The organism is Thalassospira marina (genome assembly GCF_002844375.1).
Classification (GTDB): Bacteria; Pseudomonadota; Alphaproteobacteria; order Rhodospirillales; family Thalassospiraceae; genus Thalassospira; species Thalassospira marina.
Genome location: NZ_CP024199.1, coordinates 4,120,574 through 4,142,182, shown reverse-complemented (window position 1 = coordinate 4,142,182; position 21,609 = coordinate 4,120,574). Strand labels below are relative to the sequence as shown.

General features: G+C 55.5%; 23 protein-coding genes. 9 read left to right on the top strand and 14 right to left on the bottom strand.

Annotated elements, in window-relative coordinates; translation table 11 throughout:
- Window positions 1-105: 105 nt before the first annotated feature.
- From CSC3H3_RS18815 to CSC3H3_RS18805, 3 genes are all read right to left on the bottom strand, one after another.
- Window positions 106-1,623, bottom strand: a complete 1,518-nt coding sequence (locus CSC3H3_RS18815) for a tripartite tricarboxylate transporter permease (RefSeq protein ID WP_101285818.1) — start codon at window positions 1,621-1,623, stop codon at window positions 106-108.
- 1 nt (window position 1,624) lies between these two features.
- On the bottom strand, window positions 1,625-2,056 hold the full coding sequence (locus CSC3H3_RS18810) for a tripartite tricarboxylate transporter TctB family protein (RefSeq protein ID WP_101271814.1): 432 nt from the start codon (window positions 2,054-2,056) through the stop codon (window positions 1,625-1,627).
- Window positions 2,057-2,122: 66 nt separating this feature from the next.
- Window positions 2,123-3,109: a Bug family tripartite tricarboxylate transporter substrate binding protein gene (locus CSC3H3_RS18805; RefSeq protein WP_101285817.1), complete on the bottom strand. Its 987-nt coding sequence runs from the start codon at window positions 3,107-3,109 to the stop codon at window positions 2,123-2,125.
- Between the two features lie 110 nt (window positions 3,110-3,219).
- On the opposite strand from CSC3H3_RS18805, the gene CSC3H3_RS18800 reads away from it, so the two are divergent.
- The 3 genes from CSC3H3_RS18800 to CSC3H3_RS18790 are packed head-to-tail and all read left to right on the top strand — an operon-like array spanning window position 3,220 to window position 6,442.
- Entirely contained in the window at window positions 3,220-3,903 is a 684-nt protein-coding gene (locus CSC3H3_RS18800) for a response regulator transcription factor (RefSeq protein ID WP_101268824.1), read from the top strand.
- Window positions 3,903-5,288 (top strand): sensor histidine kinase, encoded by a 1,386-nt coding sequence (locus tag CSC3H3_RS18795; RefSeq protein ID WP_101285816.1) that lies wholly within the window; start codon window positions 3,903-3,905, stop codon window positions 5,286-5,288. The genes CSC3H3_RS18800 and CSC3H3_RS18795 overlap by 1 nt, the downstream gene beginning before the upstream one ends.
- Window positions 5,285-6,442, top strand: a complete 1,158-nt coding sequence (locus tag CSC3H3_RS18790) for an ABC transporter substrate-binding protein (protein ID WP_101285815.1) — start codon at window positions 5,285-5,287, stop codon at window positions 6,440-6,442. Before CSC3H3_RS18795 ends, CSC3H3_RS18790 begins: the two co-directional genes overlap by 4 nt.
- Before the next feature lie 45 nt (window positions 6,443-6,487).
- Here the strand turns inward: CSC3H3_RS18790 and CSC3H3_RS18785 are convergent, their stop codons facing one another.
- Window positions 6,488-7,459 carry a DNA-binding response regulator gene (locus tag CSC3H3_RS18785; protein ID WP_101285814.1) on the bottom strand — a complete coding sequence of 324 codons (972 nt, stop codon included), beginning with the start codon at window positions 7,457-7,459 and terminating at the stop codon, window positions 6,488-6,490.
- A 155-nt stretch (window positions 7,460-7,614) separates the two neighbouring features.
- On the opposite strand from CSC3H3_RS18785, the gene CSC3H3_RS18780 reads away from it, so the two are divergent.
- From CSC3H3_RS18780 to CSC3H3_RS18770, 3 genes are all read left to right on the top strand, one after another.
- Window positions 7,615-8,796: an EAL domain-containing response regulator gene (locus CSC3H3_RS18780; RefSeq protein WP_172963448.1), complete on the top strand. Its 1,182-nt coding sequence runs from the start codon at window positions 7,615-7,617 to the stop codon at window positions 8,794-8,796.
- Between the two features lie 76 nt (window positions 8,797-8,872).
- A complete protein-coding gene (locus CSC3H3_RS18775; protein WP_101285812.1) occupies window positions 8,873-9,355 on the top strand; it encodes a putative pterin-binding protein in 483 nt (160 codons plus the stop codon).
- Window positions 9,342-10,817 carry a sensor histidine kinase gene (locus tag CSC3H3_RS18770; protein ID WP_101268838.1) on the top strand — a complete coding sequence of 492 codons (1,476 nt, stop codon included), beginning with the start codon at window positions 9,342-9,344 and terminating at the stop codon, window positions 10,815-10,817. The genes CSC3H3_RS18775 and CSC3H3_RS18770 overlap by 14 nt, the downstream gene beginning before the upstream one ends.
- Window positions 10,818-11,360: 543 nt before the next feature.
- Here the strand turns inward: CSC3H3_RS18770 and CSC3H3_RS18765 are convergent.
- From CSC3H3_RS18765 to CSC3H3_RS18735, 7 genes are all read right to left on the bottom strand, one after another.
- Entirely contained in the window at window positions 11,361-12,581 is a 1,221-nt protein-coding gene (locus CSC3H3_RS18765; RefSeq protein ID WP_101285811.1) for a response regulator, read from the bottom strand.
- Window positions 12,582-12,698: 117 nt separating this feature from the next.
- A complete protein-coding gene (locus tag CSC3H3_RS18760) occupies window positions 12,699-12,938 on the bottom strand; it encodes a hypothetical protein (protein ID WP_101268842.1) in 240 nt (79 codons plus the stop codon).
- A gap of 172 nt (window positions 12,939-13,110) precedes the next feature.
- Window positions 13,111-13,584 (bottom strand): DoxX family protein, encoded by a 474-nt coding sequence (locus CSC3H3_RS18755; RefSeq protein ID WP_101268844.1) that lies wholly within the window; start codon window positions 13,582-13,584, stop codon window positions 13,111-13,113.
- Between the two features lie 67 nt (window positions 13,585-13,651).
- On the bottom strand, window positions 13,652-14,347 hold the full coding sequence (locus CSC3H3_RS18750) for a pirin family protein (protein WP_101285810.1): 696 nt from the start codon (window positions 14,345-14,347) through the stop codon (window positions 13,652-13,654).
- 106 nt (window positions 14,348-14,453) lie between these two features.
- The gene (locus CSC3H3_RS18745; RefSeq protein ID WP_101285809.1) at window positions 14,454-15,599 is read right to left on the bottom strand and encodes an anti-sigma factor family protein; all 1,146 of its coding nucleotides are present in this window, start codon (window positions 15,597-15,599) and stop codon (window positions 14,454-14,456) included.
- Window positions 15,596-16,141 (bottom strand): RNA polymerase sigma factor, encoded by a 546-nt coding sequence (locus CSC3H3_RS18740; protein ID WP_101285808.1) that lies wholly within the window; start codon window positions 16,139-16,141, stop codon window positions 15,596-15,598. Before CSC3H3_RS18740 ends, CSC3H3_RS18745 begins: the two co-directional genes overlap by 4 nt.
- 54 nt (window positions 16,142-16,195) lie before the next feature.
- Entirely contained in the window at window positions 16,196-16,570 is a 375-nt protein-coding gene (locus tag CSC3H3_RS18735) for a COG4315 family predicted lipoprotein (protein WP_101285807.1), read from the bottom strand.
- A gap of 4 nt (window positions 16,571-16,574) precedes the next feature.
- Between CSC3H3_RS18735 and CSC3H3_RS18730 the strand changes: the two genes are divergently transcribed.
- Together CSC3H3_RS18730 and CSC3H3_RS18725 are read left to right on the top strand one after the other, a co-directional pair.
- Window positions 16,575-16,910 (top strand): hypothetical protein, encoded by a 336-nt coding sequence (locus tag CSC3H3_RS18730; RefSeq protein WP_157831954.1) that lies wholly within the window; start codon window positions 16,575-16,577, stop codon window positions 16,908-16,910.
- A gap of 10 nt (window positions 16,911-16,920) precedes the next feature.
- Window positions 16,921-17,712, top strand: coding sequence for a sirohydrochlorin chelatase (locus CSC3H3_RS18725; protein ID WP_101268855.1), 792 nt, complete (start codon window positions 16,921-16,923; stop codon window positions 17,710-17,712).
- Between the two features lie 93 nt (window positions 17,713-17,805).
- Here the strand turns inward: CSC3H3_RS18725 and CSC3H3_RS18720 are convergent, their stop codons facing one another.
- Window positions 17,806-18,729, bottom strand: a complete 924-nt coding sequence (locus CSC3H3_RS18720) for a LysR family transcriptional regulator (protein ID WP_101285805.1) — start codon at window positions 18,727-18,729, stop codon at window positions 17,806-17,808.
- An 80-nt stretch (window positions 18,730-18,809) separates the two neighbouring features.
- Window positions 18,810-19,070: a hypothetical protein gene (locus CSC3H3_RS18715; protein WP_133125843.1), complete on the bottom strand. Its 261-nt coding sequence runs from the start codon at window positions 19,068-19,070 to the stop codon at window positions 18,810-18,812.
- A gap of 217 nt (window positions 19,071-19,287) precedes the next feature.
- Here CSC3H3_RS18715 and CSC3H3_RS18710 point away from each other — a divergent pair, with 217 nt between their 5' ends.
- Window positions 19,288-19,737 (top strand): PaaI family thioesterase, encoded by a 450-nt coding sequence (locus CSC3H3_RS18710; RefSeq protein ID WP_101285804.1) that lies wholly within the window; start codon window positions 19,288-19,290, stop codon window positions 19,735-19,737.
- Between the two features lie 141 nt (window positions 19,738-19,878).
- On the opposite strand, the gene CSC3H3_RS18705 is transcribed toward CSC3H3_RS18710, so the two are convergent.
- Window positions 19,879-21,456 carry an aldehyde dehydrogenase (NADP(+)) gene (locus tag CSC3H3_RS18705; protein ID WP_101268863.1) on the bottom strand — a complete coding sequence of 526 codons (1,578 nt, stop codon included), beginning with the start codon at window positions 21,454-21,456 and terminating at the stop codon, window positions 19,879-19,881.
- Window positions 21,457-21,609 lie beyond the last annotated feature (153 nt).

Here is a 21,609-nt window from a genome sequence, read left to right as displayed (position 1 = left end):
TACTTTTATGTCGCGACGCCGGGTTTGTTGGGCCGGGTCATGAAACCAAAACGGGCGCAGGAATGAACCCTGCGCCCGCTTTTATATGGTTTGGCCTGCTATGGCTTACGGCGCAACAGTCGGGTCTTTTTTGGGGCGCAGGAAACGACCAACCACGAATGGCGCAATAAAGCCGGCAATGGCGAGAACCCAGATGGCAATCGTCAGCCACGATCCCCACAGGATATTGACATCCCCATTGGAAATCTCCAGCGCACGGCGCAGGTTCTTTTCCATCTCATTGCCCAGCAGAATGCCCAGAATGATTGGCACTGTCGGGATATTGAGCTTGCGCAGCACATAACCGATCACCCCGAAAATGATCATCATCAGAAGATCAAAGGTCGATCCCGAAATGCCGTAAATACCGACAAACGAAATCATGGTGACGGCAGGCATCAGATATTTGCTCGGAACCCGCAGCACACGCACAAACAGACCGACCAGCGGAATGTTCAGGCACAGCAACATGATATTGCCGATAAACAAGGCGGCAATCAGGCCCCAGACCACATCGGGACGCTGGGTAAACAGAAGCGGACCGGGCGTGATGTTCAGGGCCATCAGCATGGCAAGCAGAACCGCCGTGGTCCCCGAACCGGGAACACCCAGGGCCAGCATCGGCACCAGTGCACCACCGGCCGCGGCATTGTTGCCCGCTTCCGGTGCGGCAACCCCGCGCGGGTCCCCGGTACCAAAGGTGCCTTTTTTATCGCTGATCTTTTTTTCCACCGTGTAGGACACAAAAGAACCAAGCGATGCACCCGCACCAGGCAGAACACCGGCGAGAAAGCCGATAATGGTGCTGCGGCCCATGGTGCCCGCTGTGTCTTTAAGCATCGAGAACGGTGCCGTGACACGGGCAAGCTTCTGGTTGGCTTCGCTGGGTGCGGCACCGGCCTTGTGTTCAAGGAACAGCAGAACTTCGGAAATCGCAAACAGACCAACAATCGCCACCAGGAAGTCGATGCCTTCATAAAGGTGGATATTGTTAAAGGTCATGCGCGGCACACCGGTCTGGTGGTCAACACCGACCATGGCAATACCCAGACCGATCATGGCGGCAATCACCGCCTTGGCCTGGTTTTGCGAGGCAATCCCGCCCAGGGTGGCAAAAGCCAGCGAGAACAGGGCAAAATATTCAGCCGGGCCAAACAGCAGGGCGACCTTCACAAGCTGGGGTGCTAGGAACACCAGACCCCAGGTGGCAAAAAACGCACCCACGAAGGAGGCAATGCCCGACAGGGCAAGGGCTTCGCCCGCCTGCCCCTTCTTGGCCATGGGATAACCATCAAGGGTGGTCATCAGGGCCGGTTCGTCACCGGGAATATTCAGCAGGATCGAAGAAATACGCCCGCCATACATGGCCCCGTAATAAACCGAGGTCAGCAGGATCAGGGCGGGTGTCGCAGGCAGGCCCAGTGTAAAGGCAACCGGGATCAGAATGGCGACACCGTTGGACGGGCCCAGACCGGGCAGGGCGCCAATGATGGTGCCAAGGAAACAGCCGACCAGGGCGAGTGCCAGATTCTGGAATGTCAGGGCGACGGCAAACCCATCGGCGAGTTGAGAGAATACATCCATGTCAGAACCCCCAGGGCCCGCGGGCCAGCGAGAGTTGAAGAACAAGGTGGAACACCACGTAAATGCCCACGGAAATGGACACACCTGCAATGGCGGCCGACAGGGGCTTTGCGCCCAGACGCCAGCTTAGAATGCCCGATGTGATGGCGGTCGAAAGCACGAAACCGGCAATCGGCAGGGCATAGGTGTAGGCCACCATGACGGCAACGGCGAAGACGATTTCCACCAGACGTCCGATACCGGGCCAGTCCGGGTCGGGATCGGGCTTGATGATCGGGAAGATGGCGGCGATTGCCAGCAGGCTACCAATCAGGATGGGGAAGAATTTAGGCCCCAGATAATCGGTAATGAAGCTGGTCTGAATCTGGGTCGCCATGAAAATATAGAATGCAGATAGCAACAGGCATGCGACGCCCAGGGCTCTGTCACTCATGGCACATCTCCAAAATGACGAGAGCGCCGCACCCCTGAGGGATGCGGCGCCCTGAAAGGGCGGAAATTACTTGATCAGACCGATTTCGCGGCTGAGATCCTGGGTAGAGGAGATCTGGTCGGCCACGAATTTTTCGAAGTCGGGGCCGAATTTTTCGAGCGGCATCAGGCCATTATTGGCCATAACGCTTTTCCATTCGTCGCTGGCATAGGTGTCTTTAATGGCCTTGACCCAGTAGTCATAGGCTTCGTCGCTCATGCCTTTGGGGGCATAGAACCCACGCCAGTTGGCACCAATGGCATCAATGCCCTGTTCTTTTGCGGTCGGGAATTTGTTGAATTCCTCGCCCGGCAGGCGATCTTCGGAAAGAACGGCAAGGATCTTCAGGTCGCCGGAATCAACAAAGCCCTTGGCTTCGGAGATGTCACCGGTGAATGCCTGCACGTGACCACCCAGAAGCTGGGTTACGGCTTCCCCGCCGCCTTCAAACGCAATGTATTTCACAGCGCGGGCATCGGAAATGCCTGCAGCCTTGGCCGCGATCAGAACCTTGAGGTGGTCCCAGCCACCCACAGCCGAACCACCGGCGAATGCAACGCCGCGCGGGTCTGCTTTAACTTTTTCAAACAGTTCCGGCAGGGTGTTGATCGGCGAATCCTTGGAAACCGCGATCACGCCGTAATCCGCACCGATGGTGCCAACCCAGCGAACCTGGTCCATGGTCGAACCCGGGAATGCGCCCTGGGCCAGACGGGTGGTGGTCGCCGACGAAGCTGCAACGATCAGGTCGTTATCGTCATTGCGCTTGGAAACGACTTCGGCATAGGCAACACCGCCGCCGCCGCCAGCCAGGTTGACAACCTGCATCGGGCTGCCGATGGTTTTAAGGTCATAAAGGGTCTTGCCGATCTGGCGGCAGGTGAAGTCCCAGCCACCACCAGCATTTGCCGGGGCAATGCATTCAGGCTGTTCAGGTTCGAATGCGAAGGCAGAAGAAGCAAAGGACAGGGCAGCAAATACAGTTGCTGCACCAAGTGCGGCAATCTTTCTCATGGTTATTCCTCCCAGTTTCTATTCGCACCTTTCTGGTACGACGGTATATATGAGATTAGCGGTCCAACCTTTCACCAACCTGTCATCAGAAAAATTACAGGAGCAGCACATTGAGAATACTGGTCGTCGAGGATACCGAAGATGTGGCCGATGCCATCCTTTCGCATTTCTCGCGTCAGGGCCATGTCTGCGAGGCGGCGGCGACCCTTGAAGATGCCGCGCATTTCCTGCGTTTGGAGCCCTATGACCTGATCATTCTTGATATCAACCTGCCCGATGGATCGGGGCTGGATTTCCTGAAAAAGCTGCGGGCATCGAAAAACGGGGTGCCGGTCCTGGTGCTGACAGCGCGTTTGCAGGTTGATGATAAAATTGATGCGCTGGATTTCGGCGCAGATGATTATCTGGTCAAACCGTTTGACTTGCGCGAACTTGAAGCCAGGGCACGCGCCGTAACCCGGCGGAAACACGGGGCGAATGAAGCTGGCGTTTCGGTGGGCAACCTGCATTGCAATTTTGCCGACCATTCGGTGCGTGTCGATGATGCCGAAATCGAACTGACCCGGCGTGAATTTATTTTGCTGGAAGCCTTCATGTCGAATCTGAACCGGGTTTTACAGAAAGAAGAGCTTTATTCCCGCCTTTATGGCCTGACCGGCGAAGCAGGCCTGAATGCGGTTGAGGTTTATGTCGCGCGCCTGAGGCGCAAGCTTTCGGATGCCACCCTTGAAATACGCACCCTGCGCGGGTTGGGATATCAGGCGGTGCCGGGTGGCCGGGCAGATAAAGCGTGATGAGACCCTATCCCGCCCTTCCCACCACCAATCCACGCCAGTCGGTGGCTGTGCGCTTGGGCATGGCAATGGCGGTGATTTTAGCCGTTGTCCTGTTGGGAACGATTTTTGCGGCCAATAAATACGGGCAGGATGCAGCCGACGAAACCTTTGACCGGCTGTTGCGCGGGGCCGCTCTGCAGATCGCAGAACGTATTCTGGTTACCGATGGGCATGCCAATGTTGATTTGCCGGTTTCCGCCTTCGAGCTTTTGTCGCTGGCACGGGCGGATCGCGTTTTTTACCGCATCATCGGCCCGGATGGCAAAACCCTGACCGGTTATGGCGATTTGCCCATGCCCAAGGATGACAAGGGCCATGCCGACCAGACCTATAATACCCGTTACAAGGGGGCCGATGTGCGCGCCTATCTGTTGCGCCGGCAATTGGCGGAACGGTTTGTAAGTGGTGATGTGAAGGTGATTGTCGCGCAAACCACAACGGAACGTGTTGCCCTGGCGCGCAGCATTACCGCACAGGCGGTACTGACCATTGCCGCGGCGGGCATAGTGCTTTTGTTGCTGGTGGTGGTGGTGATGCGCATTGCGCTGCGCCCCCTGGCGCGGGTGGAACGCACCATTCTTGAACGCGATGTGAATGACCTTTCACCCATCGATATTGCCGCCCCGGCCGAGGTGGCCGTGCTGTTAGAGGCGATCAACCGTTTCATGCGGCGCCTGGACCGGCGGATTGAAGCAATGCAGAATTTTGTCGCCGATGCCGCCCACCAGATCAGAACGCCGATTACGGCCCTGCGCGCGCAATCGCAACTGGCACTGGAAGAAGACGACCCCGAAGTTCTGGCACGCCTGCATCAACGCTTGCATGAAAGGACCGTGGGGCTGGGCCGCCTGGCAGATCAATTGCTAAGCCATGCCCTGATTGCGCACCGTGCCGATATGGCCGTATCCCAGGAACTGGATTTACGCCGCATCGCCCTGGAGGCCGAGCGCGAAATACGCGCCATGTCGGATGAATATATTCAGGTCGAGTTGCCGGACGAACCCGTGATGATCAAGGGGGACCCGATCAGCCTGCGTGAAGCGATCAAGAATTTGCTGAACAACGCCCTGAAACACGGTAAACCGCCGGTAATTCTGGTGGTGACACCGGTAAGTGATCGTCATGCCTGCCTGTTGGTGCGTGATTGCGGGCAGGGCATCGCACCGGAAATATCGGCCCGCATAGGCGAACGTTTCGCCTCCAACGGGATTGGCCCGGATAGTGCCGGTTTGGGGCTGTCGATTGTGTCGTCGGTGGCATCGTCGCATGGGGCGGTTCTGGTTCGGCACAGCACAGGGGACGGGTTTGAAATTGGTCTTGAATTTGTGGTGAGCGCATCATGATCCGGGCGATTGGCACATATGGACGCCGGGTTTTGCGCCACCGGCGGGTGCGTACACTGGTATGGGGTGTGGCGGCCTTTGTTGCGGCGGGCACGGGCATTGTTGCCACCATTGAAAATGTTGCAACGGCGGGCGACCGCGAATTTCCCGTGGCGACGGATTATTCCGGGCGCCTGGTTATTCAAAGCACGACCGATTACATGATCTTTTCCCCGGTGATCGAAGCCTTCCAGGAACGCTGGCCCGATATTTTGATCACCTATAACGAGCTGACAACAAACGAGCTGAATGCCGCTGTTGAACATGCCTGTGACCAGAACCGGTTTATGGGCGATTTGATCATTTCATCGTCGATTGACCAGCAATTGAAACTTGTTAATGACGGTTGCGCCCAATCGCCCGGCCCACGCGTGGGGGAAAACCTGCCCGATTGGGCGAAATGGCGCGACGAACTTTTTGGCCTGACCTATGAACCGGCGGTAACGGTCTACAACAAGGCCTTTTTTGCTGATCGCGAACCGCCTGAAAACCGGTTTGACCTGATTGATTTGTTGCGTGAAAGCGATACGTTCCGCGCCAAAGTTGGAAGTTACGATATCGAAACATCTGGCGTTGGTTATTTGTTTGCGTTCCAGGATGCTATACAGGCCAGCACATGGGGGCGTCTGGTGGAAAGCCTTGGCCGTAACGAAGCCCAGCTTTTTTGCTGTACGGGTGAAATTCTTGACCGGGTGGCTGATGGCCGCCTGTTGCTGGGCTATAATGTGCTGGGGTCCTATGCCCTGTCGCGCATTGGCCGCGATGATCGGGTGGGGATGGTTTTGCCCAGTGACTATACCCTGATCATGTCGCGCGCGGCGTTTATTTCGCGCGATGCCGAACAGCCGGGGCTGGCGCGTGCCTTTATCGATTTCATGTTATCGGCACCGGGGCGGGCGATATTATCGCGCGATGCCGGTTTGCTTTCCCCTATTGACGGGCCTGCACGCCTGGCAAGGCTGGTGGGGGTGCCCCGCGATGCCGACCCGCAGGAATTACGCCCGATCGCCCTGACACCGGCTTTGCTGGTCGGGCTTGATCAGGCAAAGCGCAATATCTTCCTGCAACAATGGCGGGCCGCTTTGCCACCTCGCCAATTATCCAAACATCCCTAGGGGCAGTGTCCCCTTGTCTGATTGCGATATCGCCGGATCACGCGGTCAGTTGCGCAGGGACGGGATGCTGGAAAACACGGTTTTCAAAAGTTGCGGCTGCCGGTTCACCCCGGTTTTGACGAAAATCGCCTTTAAATAGGTGCGGGCCGATTGCACCGAAATGCCAACGGCTTCGGATGCTTCATCCAGCGCGACACCTTCGGCCAGTTTCTGGGTCAGGCGGGCTTCGGACCGGGTTAGTCCGAAAACATCCATCAGATTATCAACCGATGGCGGGCCGACACTTTCGGGTTCGACCAGAATAAAGATGAAACCCGATTTTTCGCCATTTGGGGCAGGGATACGGCGCAGAAAGATCGATACCGACATTTCATCGGATTCCAGCGAAAACCCCTTCTGCTGCGGGATCGAACGGCCCGCAGGCGGGTTTAAAAACCTGTCCAGGTCTTCGGGGGCGCGGTCCAGTGCCAGGCGGTTATCGGACTGCACATGTAAAAGCGGGCAGCGCCGCACCAGTTCGGCGGCCTGTGCATTCATGTGATTGACCGACAGGTTATGGTCGGTGGCAATCAGGCCAAGATTGAAAATATCAAGAAAGGCCGGGGATATATGGCTTTGGCTGCCACGGCTTTTTTCAATCGCGCTCGAAACGCCTTCCAGCAGCGTGCGCAACGGGGTTGGCTTGGGATAAAACCGGTAAACACCATGTTCATTCACAGCTTCCAGCGCGGATTCAAGATCGGCATAGCCGGTCAGCATGATGACAATCAGGTCCGGGCGCGATTCGCGCAGTTTGGCCGCCAGCTCCAGCCCGGTCATGATGGGCATGTGAATATCCAGAATCGCAGCTTCCACGCTGGAATCAGCGGAAATGGTATCGAGTGCTTCCTGGGGATTGTTAAAAAACAGGGCCTCCCAATCCAGTGCCATGCTGCGCAGGCTGCGCCGGTGTGCCGCCAAAAGGTTGTCGTCATCATCGACAAACGCAACTTTTACGCCTGAACTGGGTAATTTCATTAAAACCCCTCCTCGTTTGGGGATATGGCGGACGGGTCGTCTGCCGTATCTTCCGGTCAACAAAGCCTATCCGTTAATTGATCCGACTTGCAACAACGTCGTGTTGAAATGGATGGCCGATATTGTTCAGTTTCCGCAACGGGATGAATCGCCAGATGGAACTCGCAGCCCATAATTTCCGACCCACCATTCTGATGGTGGATGATGACGAGATGCTGTTGTCTTCGGTCCGTCGTACCCTGGGCGGGAACTTCAATATCGTCACCAACAGCTCGGCTGTGGCGGCTTTGGCTTGGCTTTCAAAAAACCAGGGCATGGTCGATGCGGTTATTGCCGACCTGATGATGCCTGAAATGGATGGTATCGAATTCCTCCAGCAGGCGTTCTCGGTTGCACCTTCTGTGCCGCGCATGCTGCTGTCGGGCAATGTGTCGTCGGTTTCGCTGCGCGATGCCATTAACCGTGGCATGGTCAGCCGTGTGCTGGCAAAGCCGGTTTCTCCGGCGGTTCTGCGCGAAGCCCTTAATGAAAGCATTTCATCCCCCCTGCCATGCGGGCCGCAGCGCCGGGTATCGTCGCTGCAGGTGGCCGAAGCGGTCGAAAAAGATGGCCATCAGATTGTGGTGCAGCCGCGTGTTTCGGCCAAGGATTTCAGCATTGTTGGCGGCGAAGTGCTCAGCCGGTTTGACGATTTGCAGCATCGTTTCACGCTTGATGAAATCATCAGTGCCAGCGAAGACCACCCGGTGATCAACCAGTTGACCTCGAATGTGTTGCGCCTTCTGGAAAAGGCGGCCCATGAAGTGCAGCCCAAGCTGGGCATGCCGGCGCGCATTTCGGTAAACTGTTCGCCCTATTCGCTGGCGAATATGGATTTTGTCCAGTTCCTCATGCAGCGCGTGATTGACCTGCGCCGGGTGAATATCGAACTGGAATTTGAAATTACCGAACATAACGCCAAGGTCCTTTCCGAGCCATTCATCCGCAATGCCCGCTTTTTGAAAGAACAGGGCGTGCAGCTTCTCATTGATGATTTTGGTACGGGCAACAATTCTATCCAGTTGCTGCGCTATAATTTTTATACCGGCATCAAACTTGATCGCGGGCTGGTGTCACGGATGATGACCGAAACCATCGACGATTCCTTTGTCGAATGGACCATCCAGATCGCGCATAAGCTGGGCCTGAGCGTGATTGCCGAAGGCGTTGAAAATCTGAAAGTTGCCAAACGCCTGCAGAAATACGGCGTCGATGAAATGCAGGGATATTACTTCTGCCGTCCGACGGCACCGTGCGATCTGGCGATGAATGACATCGTTGGTGTGACAACTTCTTGATCTATCAGTTTGGAACCCCCAGATTTAACCAAGGTCTTTGGGGGACCGGATCTGTTTCCGTGAAGGGGAAAGACATATGCTGAAAACCGTTACCAGAATGGCATTTGCCCTGGCCTTTGCTGCCTGGCTGATCCCGGCGGGCCCGGCACAGGCCCGAAACGAATTGACCGTGACCGCACCAGACGGGGCACAATCGGTATTTTCCTATGATGAACTGGCGAAAATGCCGGTCACCGATGTCAAAACGACAACCCCCTGGACCGAAGGCAAACATGTCTTTACCGGCGTGTCCTTTGCCGATCTGTTCAAATCGACCGGCATTTCCAGCGGCACTGTCCGTGTTTCGGCACTGAATGATTACAGTGTGACGGTTCCGGTGGACAGGCTGGTGGAAACCGGCGCCATTCTTGCCTATCAGTTTGATGGTAAAGCAATGTCAGTACGTGACAAAGGGCCTTATTGGGTGATTTTCCCGTTTGACAGCGATCCGTCTTTCCAGACAGATCAATACTGGTCTTATGCTGTCTGGCAGGTGAAAAGCGTTAATGCCCAACCGTAAGCGCAATCAAAAAGTTTCGCTGGTCACAAACGGGGTCGCCATTCTGGTGCTGACCCTGTTTGTGGCCGTTTATTATTTCTATTCCATGGCCATCGTTCGTAAACTTGAAGACGAACGTTTTGCCTATCGTGAAAATTTCGCCTGGGCGATGTTCCAGATTCAGAAACAGTATCTGGTGCTTGACCGTGACATTCTTCAGTTTTCCGAAGAACACAAAGACGGTGCCCTGACTTACGACGATATCCTTTTTGATTATGACCTTTTTGTCAGCCGCGTTTCCATTGTCCGGGACGGCAGCGGTTTTTCCACGCTTCAGGAAATTCCCGAGGCAACCAAACTTTTAAATGACCTGACTGCCATTATCGCTGAACTGGACCAGAAAATCAGTTCTGGCGAACCCGCCGCCAAAGTGGTCGCCCTGATCGACCAGAAACTGGGCGATATGGCTGAACAGATCCAGGATGTTGCAGTTCTGACGACAAATTATGTGTCGGTTTATAATTCCACCAATATTGCCGGTGTGAAAAACGACATCGAGGAACTGTCCTATCTGTTCATGTTTGGCCTGGTCGTCATGATCGGGCTTTTGGCGATTTTGCTGCATAACCGGCAACGTGCCCTTCGCGCCGATATGGATGCCCAGGTCGCCCGCCAGCAGCAACATGTAGTCGAAGAAGCCGCCGAATATGCCAAAATGCATGCCCTTGGCACGCTGGCAGGCGGTGTTGCCCACGAAATCAATACGCCAGCTCAATATATCCACAACAATCTGGAATTCCTCTCTGACAGTTTTAACGAACTGACCGGTGCCATCCGTTACGAGGAAAATGGTGCCGCGCAGCTTGATATCGAACGTGACCGGGTGGAATTCATGGCCGAAGAAGTGCCCCTTGCCCTGCGTGAAAGCCTGGAGGGGCTGGAACGTATTGCCGGGATTGTGCGCGGCATTCGCAAATTTGCCCATCCGACCAATGATTCAATCGAATCGGTTTCTGTCCCCGATGAAATTGAAACCGCCATTACCCTGACGCGCAACCAGATCAAACATACCGCCCAGCTTGATTACAGCTATCATGCTGACGTGACCGAAGTTATTGGCCGGCGGAACCATCTGTCCCAGGCGTTGATCAATCTGATTGTCAATGCAGGCCAGGCGATTAAGGGCAATGGCATTAAAAACGGCAAAATCGCCGTTACCGTGACCCAGCTTGATGAAATGATTGAAATTCGGGTGCGCGATAATGGCGGTGGTGTGCCCGAAGAATTGCGAAACCGGATTTTCGATTATTTCTTTACCACCAAGGAACATGGTGTTGGCACGGGTCAGGGGCTACCGATTTGCCGCAAGCTGATCCAGGACGATTTTGGCGGTGATTTGATCCTGACCGACGGTCTGGTGGGCGAAGCCGAATTTGTTATCAAGCTGCCGGTAGCGGCAGAACATCTCGAACATCAGGGCTAACACGCCTGACGAAATGCAAAAAGCCGGTCTTCTTCGTGAGGCCGGCTTTTTTGTGTGGGGGATAGAGTAGTGATGCCGGTATCTCAGGCGCCTGATTGCCACGGGTTAAGTGTTGCTGTTCGCCCTTGGTGGCAGGAACTGAGTAATAGGGGACGGCCAATACTTCACCTGAGCAGACGGACTGGCTAAACGCCAGATAGAGAGCACCCATTTGGCTGAGGGTTTGACGGTTTATAGCGTGCAGAGCCACGTGGCACCTCGGTCAAGCGGTGAAATGCTTCGCCTATGTCCAACCTTATGGCCGGGATAACCTGTTGCCTGTCAGCGTCAAGCCGCATGAAACCGGCCTTACCAAGTCTGTCTGGCCTGTCCTCGGCGGAACGAAGGTGACGGTGACCTTTGGCAGAAGGGCGCAGGGTGAAAACAAGGCGGTTTAAAAGTGAAAAACCCCGGCTTCCATACCTGTCAGGGAATGCAGGTGGAAACCGGGGTTTTCGATCATGTGCCAGGGAACTCACATGATGAAACTTGACAGGTCAAAGCCTAACGCATTTCGTGCAGGCGCACGGTTTCGCGGGCGATGTTTGACCATGCTGTCCATTTTTCGCCAATGCCAACAGTGGCAAGGTAGCGCTCGGACAGGGGGTATTTTTCCTTTACCAGCCGGCCCGAACGGCCATATTCGCGGGCGAAATGCTGGGCGGCGTAAACCGTTGCCAGGGTTGAAGAACGTCCCGTCGGGGCCGATTCCGGCCGGTGATGGAAGGCGATATCTTCGATAATTTCGTGTTTGAAGCTCCAGAGCGCGGCCATACAGGCCGACAGACCGGCATGGCTGATGCCCATGACATCAATTTCGGCAGAAATGATGTCGCACTGGTTTTTGTCGGCAATGTGCCGGGCCGTCATGCTTTGATTGGGCAGGACGGTTTCAATCAGCTTGCTGCCAATATGGGCCAGTAGCGAAGCCGCACGGCTGGCATCAATGTTTTCAAACTCGCTGTTTTCGTGGCGGCCGATCCGGGCGGCAATTTCCGCCATGATCAGGGCACGGATCAGTTCCGGGTCATTTTCGGCAACAGTAATGTCGCCATTGCCGTAAATTTCAAACAGCAGGGCCAGTGCCTTGACACTTTCAACACCCAAAACCTCGAAAAGGTGATGCAGGGTCGCGGTGCTGTTTTCGCCAATCAGGCCTTCGCGGCGGGCATAACGCTGAATGAAGGTGATGCATTCGCGGTGGTCCATCGCATAATGCGACAGGTTTTCTTCCGAAATCGGGCCTTCGTGATACAGCGTGGTTTGCAGATTGCGAAAGGCTGTCGGCCACAGGTAATGGCCCGGCAGGCACGACATCACACCCAGCAAATAGGGATCACGCAGGTAGGACCGCAAAATAAGGGCGCGTTCAATCGCATTGATGATCGACTGGTCATCGCAGGGCTTCATCAGGAAATGATGGGTAGCCGACGTGCCTAGCAGGTTTGCATGCTCGTCGGCATAACCTGACAGCAGAATACGGCCGATTTCCGGGTAAAGCCGGGAAACCTTGCGAAACAGTTCCGCCCCGTCCATGACAGGCATGCGCATGTCCGAGACAATCACATCCACGCTGTGGCGCGATTGCAGCAGATTGAGAACTTCTTCCCCGTTGTCGCAGAATTGCAGGCGCCAGTTCGGACGTTTCGCCCGGACACGACGGCGTAACCCGCTAAGGACATTAGGATCGTCATCGACGAATATGATCGACGGTGCGTCAGCCATGAAGGTATCCCTTATACGGCGCAAGTTTTACGATGCGCCACCATACGACGGAGAAAGTTGAAATTTCGATGCGATTTTCGCGTTTAAGGTAAATCGCGTTCAAAAGTGCGCAACAGGTCAGTTGCAAAGCCAGTGTGAAAACACCGTATGCCGTGATGTGCGACGTGTTTCAATGTTCCAGACAATAAAGGACTGCAACAGATCGTCCTGGTTTGTCTGTGAAGTTGATTTCACGTTTGCCGGCATGTCCCGGTCTGCGCCGCTAACGATGATGTTCGATACCGCCATCTTTGCAGGATAACCGGCAGTGATGGTTTCGGATGCTGCGGCAGTCGGACGGTTGTGATCGCGGTTCATGGCTTTGACTTCTCTTTGGGGTGTCTTTCTGTCTGCAACCCTAGGAAGTTTTCGCACTTTTCTATATCCCCATTTGGGGAGTGTCATAACGCATTGAAAAACAACAAAAAACAGGGCACCCAAAAGGGTGCCCTGCCGATATAGCCGGTTGTGGTGTTAAAAACCGGAATGATTAGAATTCGACGCCCAGCTTGCGGTCCAGCGAGAAGCGCCCGCCGCCACGGATCAGGACGGAAAGGGCCAGCATGCCCCACATGATCGGCATTTCAACGCCGGCATTGATCCAGGCATAACCATTGGGCAGGTGGATGAAAAAGGCGACGGTCATAAAGACCACAACGGCAGCGGCAACCGGGCGGGTCAGAAGACCAAGAACCAGCATTGCACCGCCAAAAAATTCCAGCAGGCCAACAAGCAGGGCAAACAGATAGCCAGGGTGAATGCCGATGCTGTCGAAATAGCCGCCCGTTCCTTCAAGTCCATAGCCGCCGAACATGCCAAACAGTTTGCCAGCGCCATGCGGCATCATCAGGATACCGGTGGTAACCCGCAGAATCAGCCATGACAGGGGTTCAAGGACGGCCCAAAGGTTACCAAGGGCAGGAATGATCGGACGGGCGCCAGACTGGCTCAGGGAATTGCTCATTTTAAAATCTCCGTATGGTTTGGGGCATCATTACGCGATGCAAACTGGTTCAGGCCTTGGGGGACGTTCAGGCTGCCATGTCAAAAAGCAGCGCTTCGATATCGGTCCGGGCCTGTAATTTCAGGATGTCTTCCTGGGCAATGGCGGCACCATCGCCAGCATTAAGGGTGGTATCGCCAAGGGCCAGCGTGCCGCTGATCATTTGCAGCCAGGCGATACGGCCGTTTTCCAGGGTATGGTCAACAGAACTGCCCGCACTGAGATGGGCGGCATAAAGGTCGACATCCTGATGAATGGTGATGGACCCGTCGCGGCCCGAACGGCTGCCAATAAGCTGCAGGTCGTTTGATGCGGCGGCGATGTCCTTTTCCTCGTAACCCGGCGCAATGCCCTGTTCTTCAGGAACAATCCAGATTTGCAGGAAATGCACGGGATCGGTTTTCGAGGAATTGTATTCGCTGTGACGAATGCCGGTTCCAGCACTCATGCGTTGCAGGCGACCGGGGCGAATGACCGACCCGTTGCCAATGCTGTCTTTATGTTCAAGGGCCCCGTCAATGACATAGGAAATGATTTCCATGTCACGGTGGGGGTGGGGGTCAAAACCGGCACCGGCAATGACCCGGTCTTCGTTAATAACCCGTAACGGTCCCCAGCCCATATGGTTGCGGTCATAATAATGGCCGAACGAAAAGCTGTGGTTTGAATCCAGCCAGCCAAAATTGGCCCGGCCTCTTTCATCTGATTTGCGTACTGTAATCACTGTCGGCTCCTGTGTCAGGGTGACATCTGTTGAAGCCAGATTACGTTGTTTTCAGTTATGCACAATCAACCAATGGATAGACAAACTGTTTCCAAAATGCGGCAAATCAGCCTCCGGTCTGGCGGTAAACAGCCAGGGCGACATCCTCAAGATGATCTTTGGAAATCTCGCCACTGACGGCATAGCCGACTGGCCCGTCTATCCAGTAAAAAGTCTCGATTTTTCCGGCATTTTGATAGCGAAAACCGGTTGATGTATTATCAGGATTATGGCCAACCATCAGGGTCAGGCGCTGGCCGCTATTGTCCTCATACATCAACAATGCGCCGGGTTTATCCTCGAACGGAACAAGGCGCCCCCCCACCAGTTGAAAACCCTCCGATGACAGGTCGGGTGCGGAAAAATCAACACCCAGCCGTTTGCCCAGCCAGCCCACCAGATGGTCTTTCTGATCGGCATAAACTTCCACCGGATGGCGGATTTCGCTCGCATAAATGCCATAACCCGCGCTGGAAACGGCGGGCAGGGCTGTGACAAAGTCGGGGTTGCCCGGCTGGCCGGACAGGGTGGCTTCCATAATCGCAGCTCCGCCAATACCGCCAGCAAGGAAAACCATGAATATCGCCGCGATCTGGCGCAGCGGATAACGGCCCTGGCGTTTGCCGGTTTCGGTGCTGTCGCCCAAAAATGATGGGGCCGATGGCATCCGGCGGCCCAGATGGGCCGAACTGCGCAGGTTGCGGGTTAAATCCTCGCGGTGGGTTGGGCGATGCCGTTCACCGTGTATTCTGTTTGGCCCGGCAGGATAACCGGTTTCGTGGTCTGCCCGGGCATTGTTGCCCAAATCGACCTGATCGTCGAGATCATCGTGATCAGCACTATCGCCAAATGAATGCTGCGCACCAAAATCCCGTGCAAAGTCGGGTTTGTCGTCGGCTTGCGCAAATTCTCCTCTGCCGTCTTCGCCGTTTTGATCATGCGGTTTGCTTGCGGTGTTTGCTTGGCGGGTGTGGCGGGTGCTGCGGGTGCGTTGGGCCTTGGCATCAAGCGCGGCATCATCTGCGCTGGCAACGGGTTGAAACAGGTCCTGCAGGGCCATGTTCTGGGCCTGCCAACTGGCAACGTCTCGGGCGGCTTCGGGGTTATCTTTCAGCCATTCTTCGACCTGGCGGTGGCGTTCGGCTGAAAGCTGCCCGTCGACATAACCATGCAGGTCGTCTTCGCCAATATCATCATGGTTATGCGGGGTCATTTCGGTCTCCGTAACGCAATCACATTGGCAGTATTGGTCGCATTGTCAGTGGCGGGCGACTCGCCTTTTTCCCCGGCCAGTGTCTGGGCCAGCGCCCTGCGCGCCCGTGACAGGCGCGACATAACCGTTCCCTGTGGAATTTGCAGGATATCGGCGCATTCACCATAGCTGTAGCCCTCGATTGCCACCAGCATTAGAACGGCGCGCTGATCGCTGTCCAGGGCCTCAACCGCGCGGCGCAGGCTGTCCTGTGCGGCGAAATCACCGGCAGCGGGGCTGGCGATGCTTTCCATCATGTCGTCGCTGTCTTCCCTGAAAATGGCGCGGCTGTTTCGTTGCTTGCGCAGGCGGTTATAATTCAGGTTGGTCATGATTTTCATCAGCCATGCCTTGCGATTGATCCCGCGCCAGCTTTCGGCATTGTCATAGGCAGAAACTAGGCAATCCTGCAACAGATCCTCGGCATCGTGGCGGTCGCGCACAAGGGCACGCGCATAACGCCGCAAATTCGGGATCAGTTCAAGAATGCCTGGTTCTGTCATCAGGGTGCCTTTCTGTTCGCCCGTGGGCGATCATGCCCTATTGGGCACGTATCCTTAGGGGCGTGCAACGTCCCACAGGTTCAAAACACCGTTACCGGTGGTATCACCCGGTTTGCTGTCCTTGATCCAGAAATAAAGCGGCTTGCCATCGGCGGCCCACTGCTTGCCACCATCCTTGCGGGTGATGATGGAATATTTGCCATCGGCCATGTCGCCATCGGTTGCCATCAAGGGCGGCCAGTTGGCAGCACATTTGTCATAGCAGTTGGATTGGTTCTTGCCGTCTTTCTGGAAGGTATAAAGCGTCATGCCGTTTTCGCCGGTCAGAACCGGGCCAAGGGTGCTGTCGGCGGTTTTGACCGGGGCGGCAAAGGCGCTGGTGGCGCCTGCAAGGCACAGGGTCGCGGCAATCAGGGTTGTTTTCAGCATTGTGGTGTCCTTTGTTAAAACAAAAAGCGTTGAAAGCCCGGCAAGAAGGGGTGCAAAGCGGTTTGGAAAGGTTTCCTTGCCATTTCGGGCTGGATGGATCGGTTTGCTCGGTTTGTTCGGGTCTTTACGGGGTTTGGAAAAACGTCTCACCCTGCCTGACACCACAGAAGGCGGGTTTATTCCCGATGATTTGAAAATTTTGCATTTTGTCGGGCTGGCAGGTTTGGCATGGTCAAAAAACAGCCCCAAAGCGCTGAAAAAATTTGATCGGATTGTGGATTTTTGCCGTACCCGAAATCAGTCTGGAAACGTTCTGGAATTTTGGCAGGCTGCAAGGTGATCAGTGACCCATGCCCTATCGCGGTAAAACAACCTTATTGATTGTCGCCCACGGCACCTCTGTCGAGGATGGTGACCCGGCAGGCGTGCTGGCCCATCGTCTGGCCCCCAAATGGTTTGGCGATGTTGTCCCGGCCTATATGCGGTCGGACCCGGCATTGGTCGATGTGCTGGCCGACCTGACGGCACAGGGCAAAACCGACCGCCTGCTGGTCATGCCGCTGTTTTTCAGTGCCGGTTATCTGGTGACAGAGGAACTGCCGGAAATCCTGTCCCGTGCGGGTCTGCACCATGCCATGGTTTTGCCGCCCGTTACCGGGCTTGGCGGGTTTGTGCCAATGGTGGCGCGCCATTTGGAACAGGCATTGCTGGGTCAGGGCTGGTTTGCCCATGATACAACCCTGTTTTTGATCGCCCATGGTCTTAAAACCCTGAAAGAACCAACCGACGAACAAATCTGGTTAGCGCAGCGTATCGCCAATGTTGTGCCGGAGCTTGCGGTACGCATTACCAATATCGAAGGTGCGCCGTCGCTTAATGACTGGCGCGATCGGGCGGACCGGCCAAACCGGCTGTTCTTGCCGGTGCTGGCGGGCGGTGGCATTCATGCACGCGAAGATGTCCCTGCCATGCTGTCGCTGATGCCAGGGGATAATGGTGTGCTGCTGGACCCTGTCGGTGTCTGGCAGGCTTTGCCACCGCTGATTTTGGAACAGGCCGAACAAAAAACCCGCCGTGCCGTGGTGCTGGCAAATTATATGATGCCGCCCGATGGCCGGGGGCCAAAGGCCTTTTCGCCGTAAATGGCGGGAATGACGCGCAATGCATTGTGCCGGTAACGCCATGTGGCGGAACCGGCATTTTCATATCGGATGCCGCCCGGAATTTGCGCCGGATTATTCCGGCGATACAGCAGCGTGGGATTTTTTCAGCAGATAATCGCGCAGGGTGCGCGTGGCGGTGGACAGGTTCTTTTCGGCCTCATGCACGATCAGCAATTGGCGTTTTGCCCAGTCATCGGCAATTGGCGTGCCGGAAATATTCATATGGGGCAAATGTTCTTCGACGCTGGAACGGCGCAAAAAGCCTATGCCCAGTCCTGCTGCAATCACCCGGCGCAACGATCCGAAACGCATCACCTTGATATGCGGGTGCATTTCATGGTTCAGCTTGCTTGCAGCCTCGCTGATCAGATCATCAATCACCCCGCCTTCATGCAGGGATATGATCTGGTACTTGATGGCATCGGCGAAATGCACCGGCTGCGGATTTTCAGGATCGGGAATAAGCGGGTGGCCCTTTGGCGTGACAAGCCAGATCGGGTCATCGCAAAAAACATGATAATCAAGGTCATAGCGGCCAATATTATCGGCCACAACAGCAAGATCAGCACGGCCTTCGCGCACGGCATCAATTGATTCACGGCTGGTCAGTTCGCTGACATCAACCGTAATACCGGGAAAATCCCGGCCAAAATCAGCCAGATAGGACGGCAGACCCGTCAGGATGCCCGACGTTACCGTGGCAAGAAAGATCTCGCCTTTTTCACCGGCGCTGAAATCGCTCAGCTCGTTTGACAGGTGGCGCAAATCACCCAGCAGCTTTTCGCCATACCGGGCGAAAATGGTGCCTTCGGGGGTGGGTTCAACACCACGCGGCAGACGGCGCAACAAACGCACGCCCAGCAGGGCTTCCAGCTCGCCAATACGGCGGCTTACGGCGGAAGTCGCGATATGTTCGCGCCGGGCTGCTTCATTGATGCTGCCGGCCTTTACAATGGCGACGAACAGCCTGATCGTGACGATGTCAAACTTTTGCATATAATCGTTTAGGTCGCCCGGCGTGAAACGGTCAAGCGCGATTATTACCGATCAGGATCAGGCAGGGCAGAGAAGAACAATCAGTTCTTCTCGCCAAGCATGTTTGCACGCCATTCGTTGATCAGGGCAGTGTGATCACGGGCGGGGCTGTTCTGCATGATCTGGGCAACGCGAACAGCTTCAAGAAAGTTTACAAACCAGCCAAATTTCGGTTTTGCGGCAGCCGGTTCCGTGCGAGCAACAGGGGCGCTGTCAAATGCGAGAGTAGCCATTTTCAAATCTCCTTTTGAGCAGAAGCTTGGGTCGTTTTCCTTGAGTTGAAAGCTAGCAAAGGCCAGCATTGTCCACTATCACTGGTTTGCGGCGTCCCCGTTCTTGTTTGGAGAACGATAACAGCCAAGTCATTGAAATTGCTAAATATGCGTTTTTCGCAACGCACAAGAAAAACGTATTATTTATGTTTTTGGTTCAAAGGACGCGGGATTAATTTGTTTATTATGTGCAATTTATTCATCAATTATGTGAGAAAACGGCACATATTGGAAAAGAAGGACGCCTATGAATAACGACGCTGACAATCTTTTATACGAGCAGCAACATGGCAGCGGCCTGCAGGAAATGCTGGGTTACCGCCTGGTCGATTGGCAAAACGAACGTGCTGTTGTCGAAATTGATGTTGCATCGCAGCATTGTAATCGCGCCGGAATCCTGCATGGCGGCGTCCTTGCAACGCTGCTTGATACAGCTTCTGGTTATGCCTGCTGCTATTGTCCGGTGCCGGGAAATATCCGCCGTTGCCTGACCCTTTCCCTGACCACGCAGTTTATGGGGCAGGCGGGAAATGGCGATATCGTCAGAGTCGAAGCGCACCGCCAGGGCGGTGGCCGCAAAATCATTTTCACAACCGCCACGGCCTATAATGGCAAAGGCGAAATCATCGCATCTGCCACCGGAACATTCCGTTATCACCGTGGCAGTGAAGATGCTGCGGGAGTGCCCCGTGATTAAGGTTATATCTGTATAGCTGCGGGGCTTTGGTAAACGGTGGGTAGGGTGGGCCGACGGGCCGATAACGCCACGAGTCCATCAAAAGAAAAGGCGCCGCAGGGGATGCAGCGCCTTTCGTATTTATGATCGGGTCGATACCGATTATTTCGGCATCTGCCATTTGCCATCGACCAGACGCGGGATGTTCAGCGGGTTGCTGTCTTTCAGCGCGTCAGGAAGCAGGGCATCGGCGAAGGCCTGATAGGCGACCGGGCGGACAAAGCGTTTGATTGCCAGCGACCCAACAGAGGTTGCGCGCGAATCGGTGCTTGCCGGGTACGGCCCGCCATGAACCATGGAATGGCAGACTTCAACGCCAGTCGGCCAGCCATTAACCAGAATACGGCCTGCGATCTTTTCCAGAATCGGGCGCAGCTTGCCGGCAAATTCGGCATCGGTATCGTCCATCTGGATGGTCGCGGTCAGCTGGCCATGCAGCTTGGCCGAGATTTCAAGGATCTGGTCGGTATTGTCGCATTCAATGATGATACCGGCCGGTCCAAACATTTCTTCGGCCAGTTCCGGGTTTGCGGCCCAATCGGCGGCCGAAACACGGTAAACGGCGGGGCTGCCTTCAAACGGGCCGTCATTTTCACGGCGTTTCAGGGCACAGGTGACCTTCGGGTGTTTTGCCATCGCGTCATTGACGTCGTGATAGGCGCTTGAAACACGGTCCGTCAGCATGGCCTGGCTGGCAACGCCACCCAGTTCTGCAACAGCAGTGGTGACAAAGGTATCAAGCTCGGCACCCTTAACCGCCAGCAGAAGGCCAGGATTGGTACAGAACTGGCCAACACCCATGGTCAGCGAACCAACCCATGCCTTGGCAATACCGGCAGCGTTTTTCTGCATGGCGTTGGGCATCAGGTAAACCGGGTTGTTGCTGCCCAGTTCGCCATAGAACGGAATCGGTTCCGGGCGGCTAACGGCAATGTCAAACAGGGCGCGGCCACCACCGGTCGAACCGGTAAAGCCGACAGCCTTGATCATGGGATGGGCAACCAGTGACTGGCCAACAACGCGACCGCCACCGTGAACCATGCTGAAAACACCTTTGGGCATGCCGGTTTTTTTGATGGCGGCATCAATCGCCTGGGCGACAATTTCCGAAGTACCAGGATGGGCAGCATGGGCCTTGAATACGACCGGGCAGCCAGCAGCCAGGGCCGATGCGGTATCACCACCGGCAACAGAAAATGCCAGCGGGAAGTTGGATGCGCCAAAAACGCCAACCGGGCCAAGGGCCTTGAACATCGAACGGATGTCCGGGCGCGGCAGCGGGGCGCGATCGGGCTGGGCAGTTTCGATGCGGGCTTCAAACCACGAACCTTCTTCGATCCAGTCGGCAAAGAAGCGCAACTGGCCAACGGTACGGCCGCGTTCACCCTGCAGGCGTGCTGCCGGAAGGGCGGTTTCAAGGTTGCCCATTTCGGTCAGTTCATCGCCGCGGGCGTCAATTTCTTCAGCGCAGGCACGCAGGAAGGCCGCACGTTTTGCCGGTGCCATCGAGGCAAATTCTTCAGCACAGGCATCTGCCGCACGGGCAGCCTGGTCTACATGTTCTTCAGTACCCTGCTGAAACTTGGTCGGCAGTTTTTCACCAGTGGCAGGATTATCTGCCTGAAAGACATCCGGGCCGTCCTGCCATTCGCCAGCAATATAGTTTTTTCCGCTCAGCATCGGGTTCTCCTGTGGGTTGGATCTGTGCATCCGTTATCCAGGGGGCGCGCACAAGGACCAAAGGGCTGCCTCCTGGTGGGCAATGGCCAGTTGACCGTGCCTGTAACCATATGGTGCCCAGCCCGTCTGTTCTATCTGCGGGGCTATCGTGGC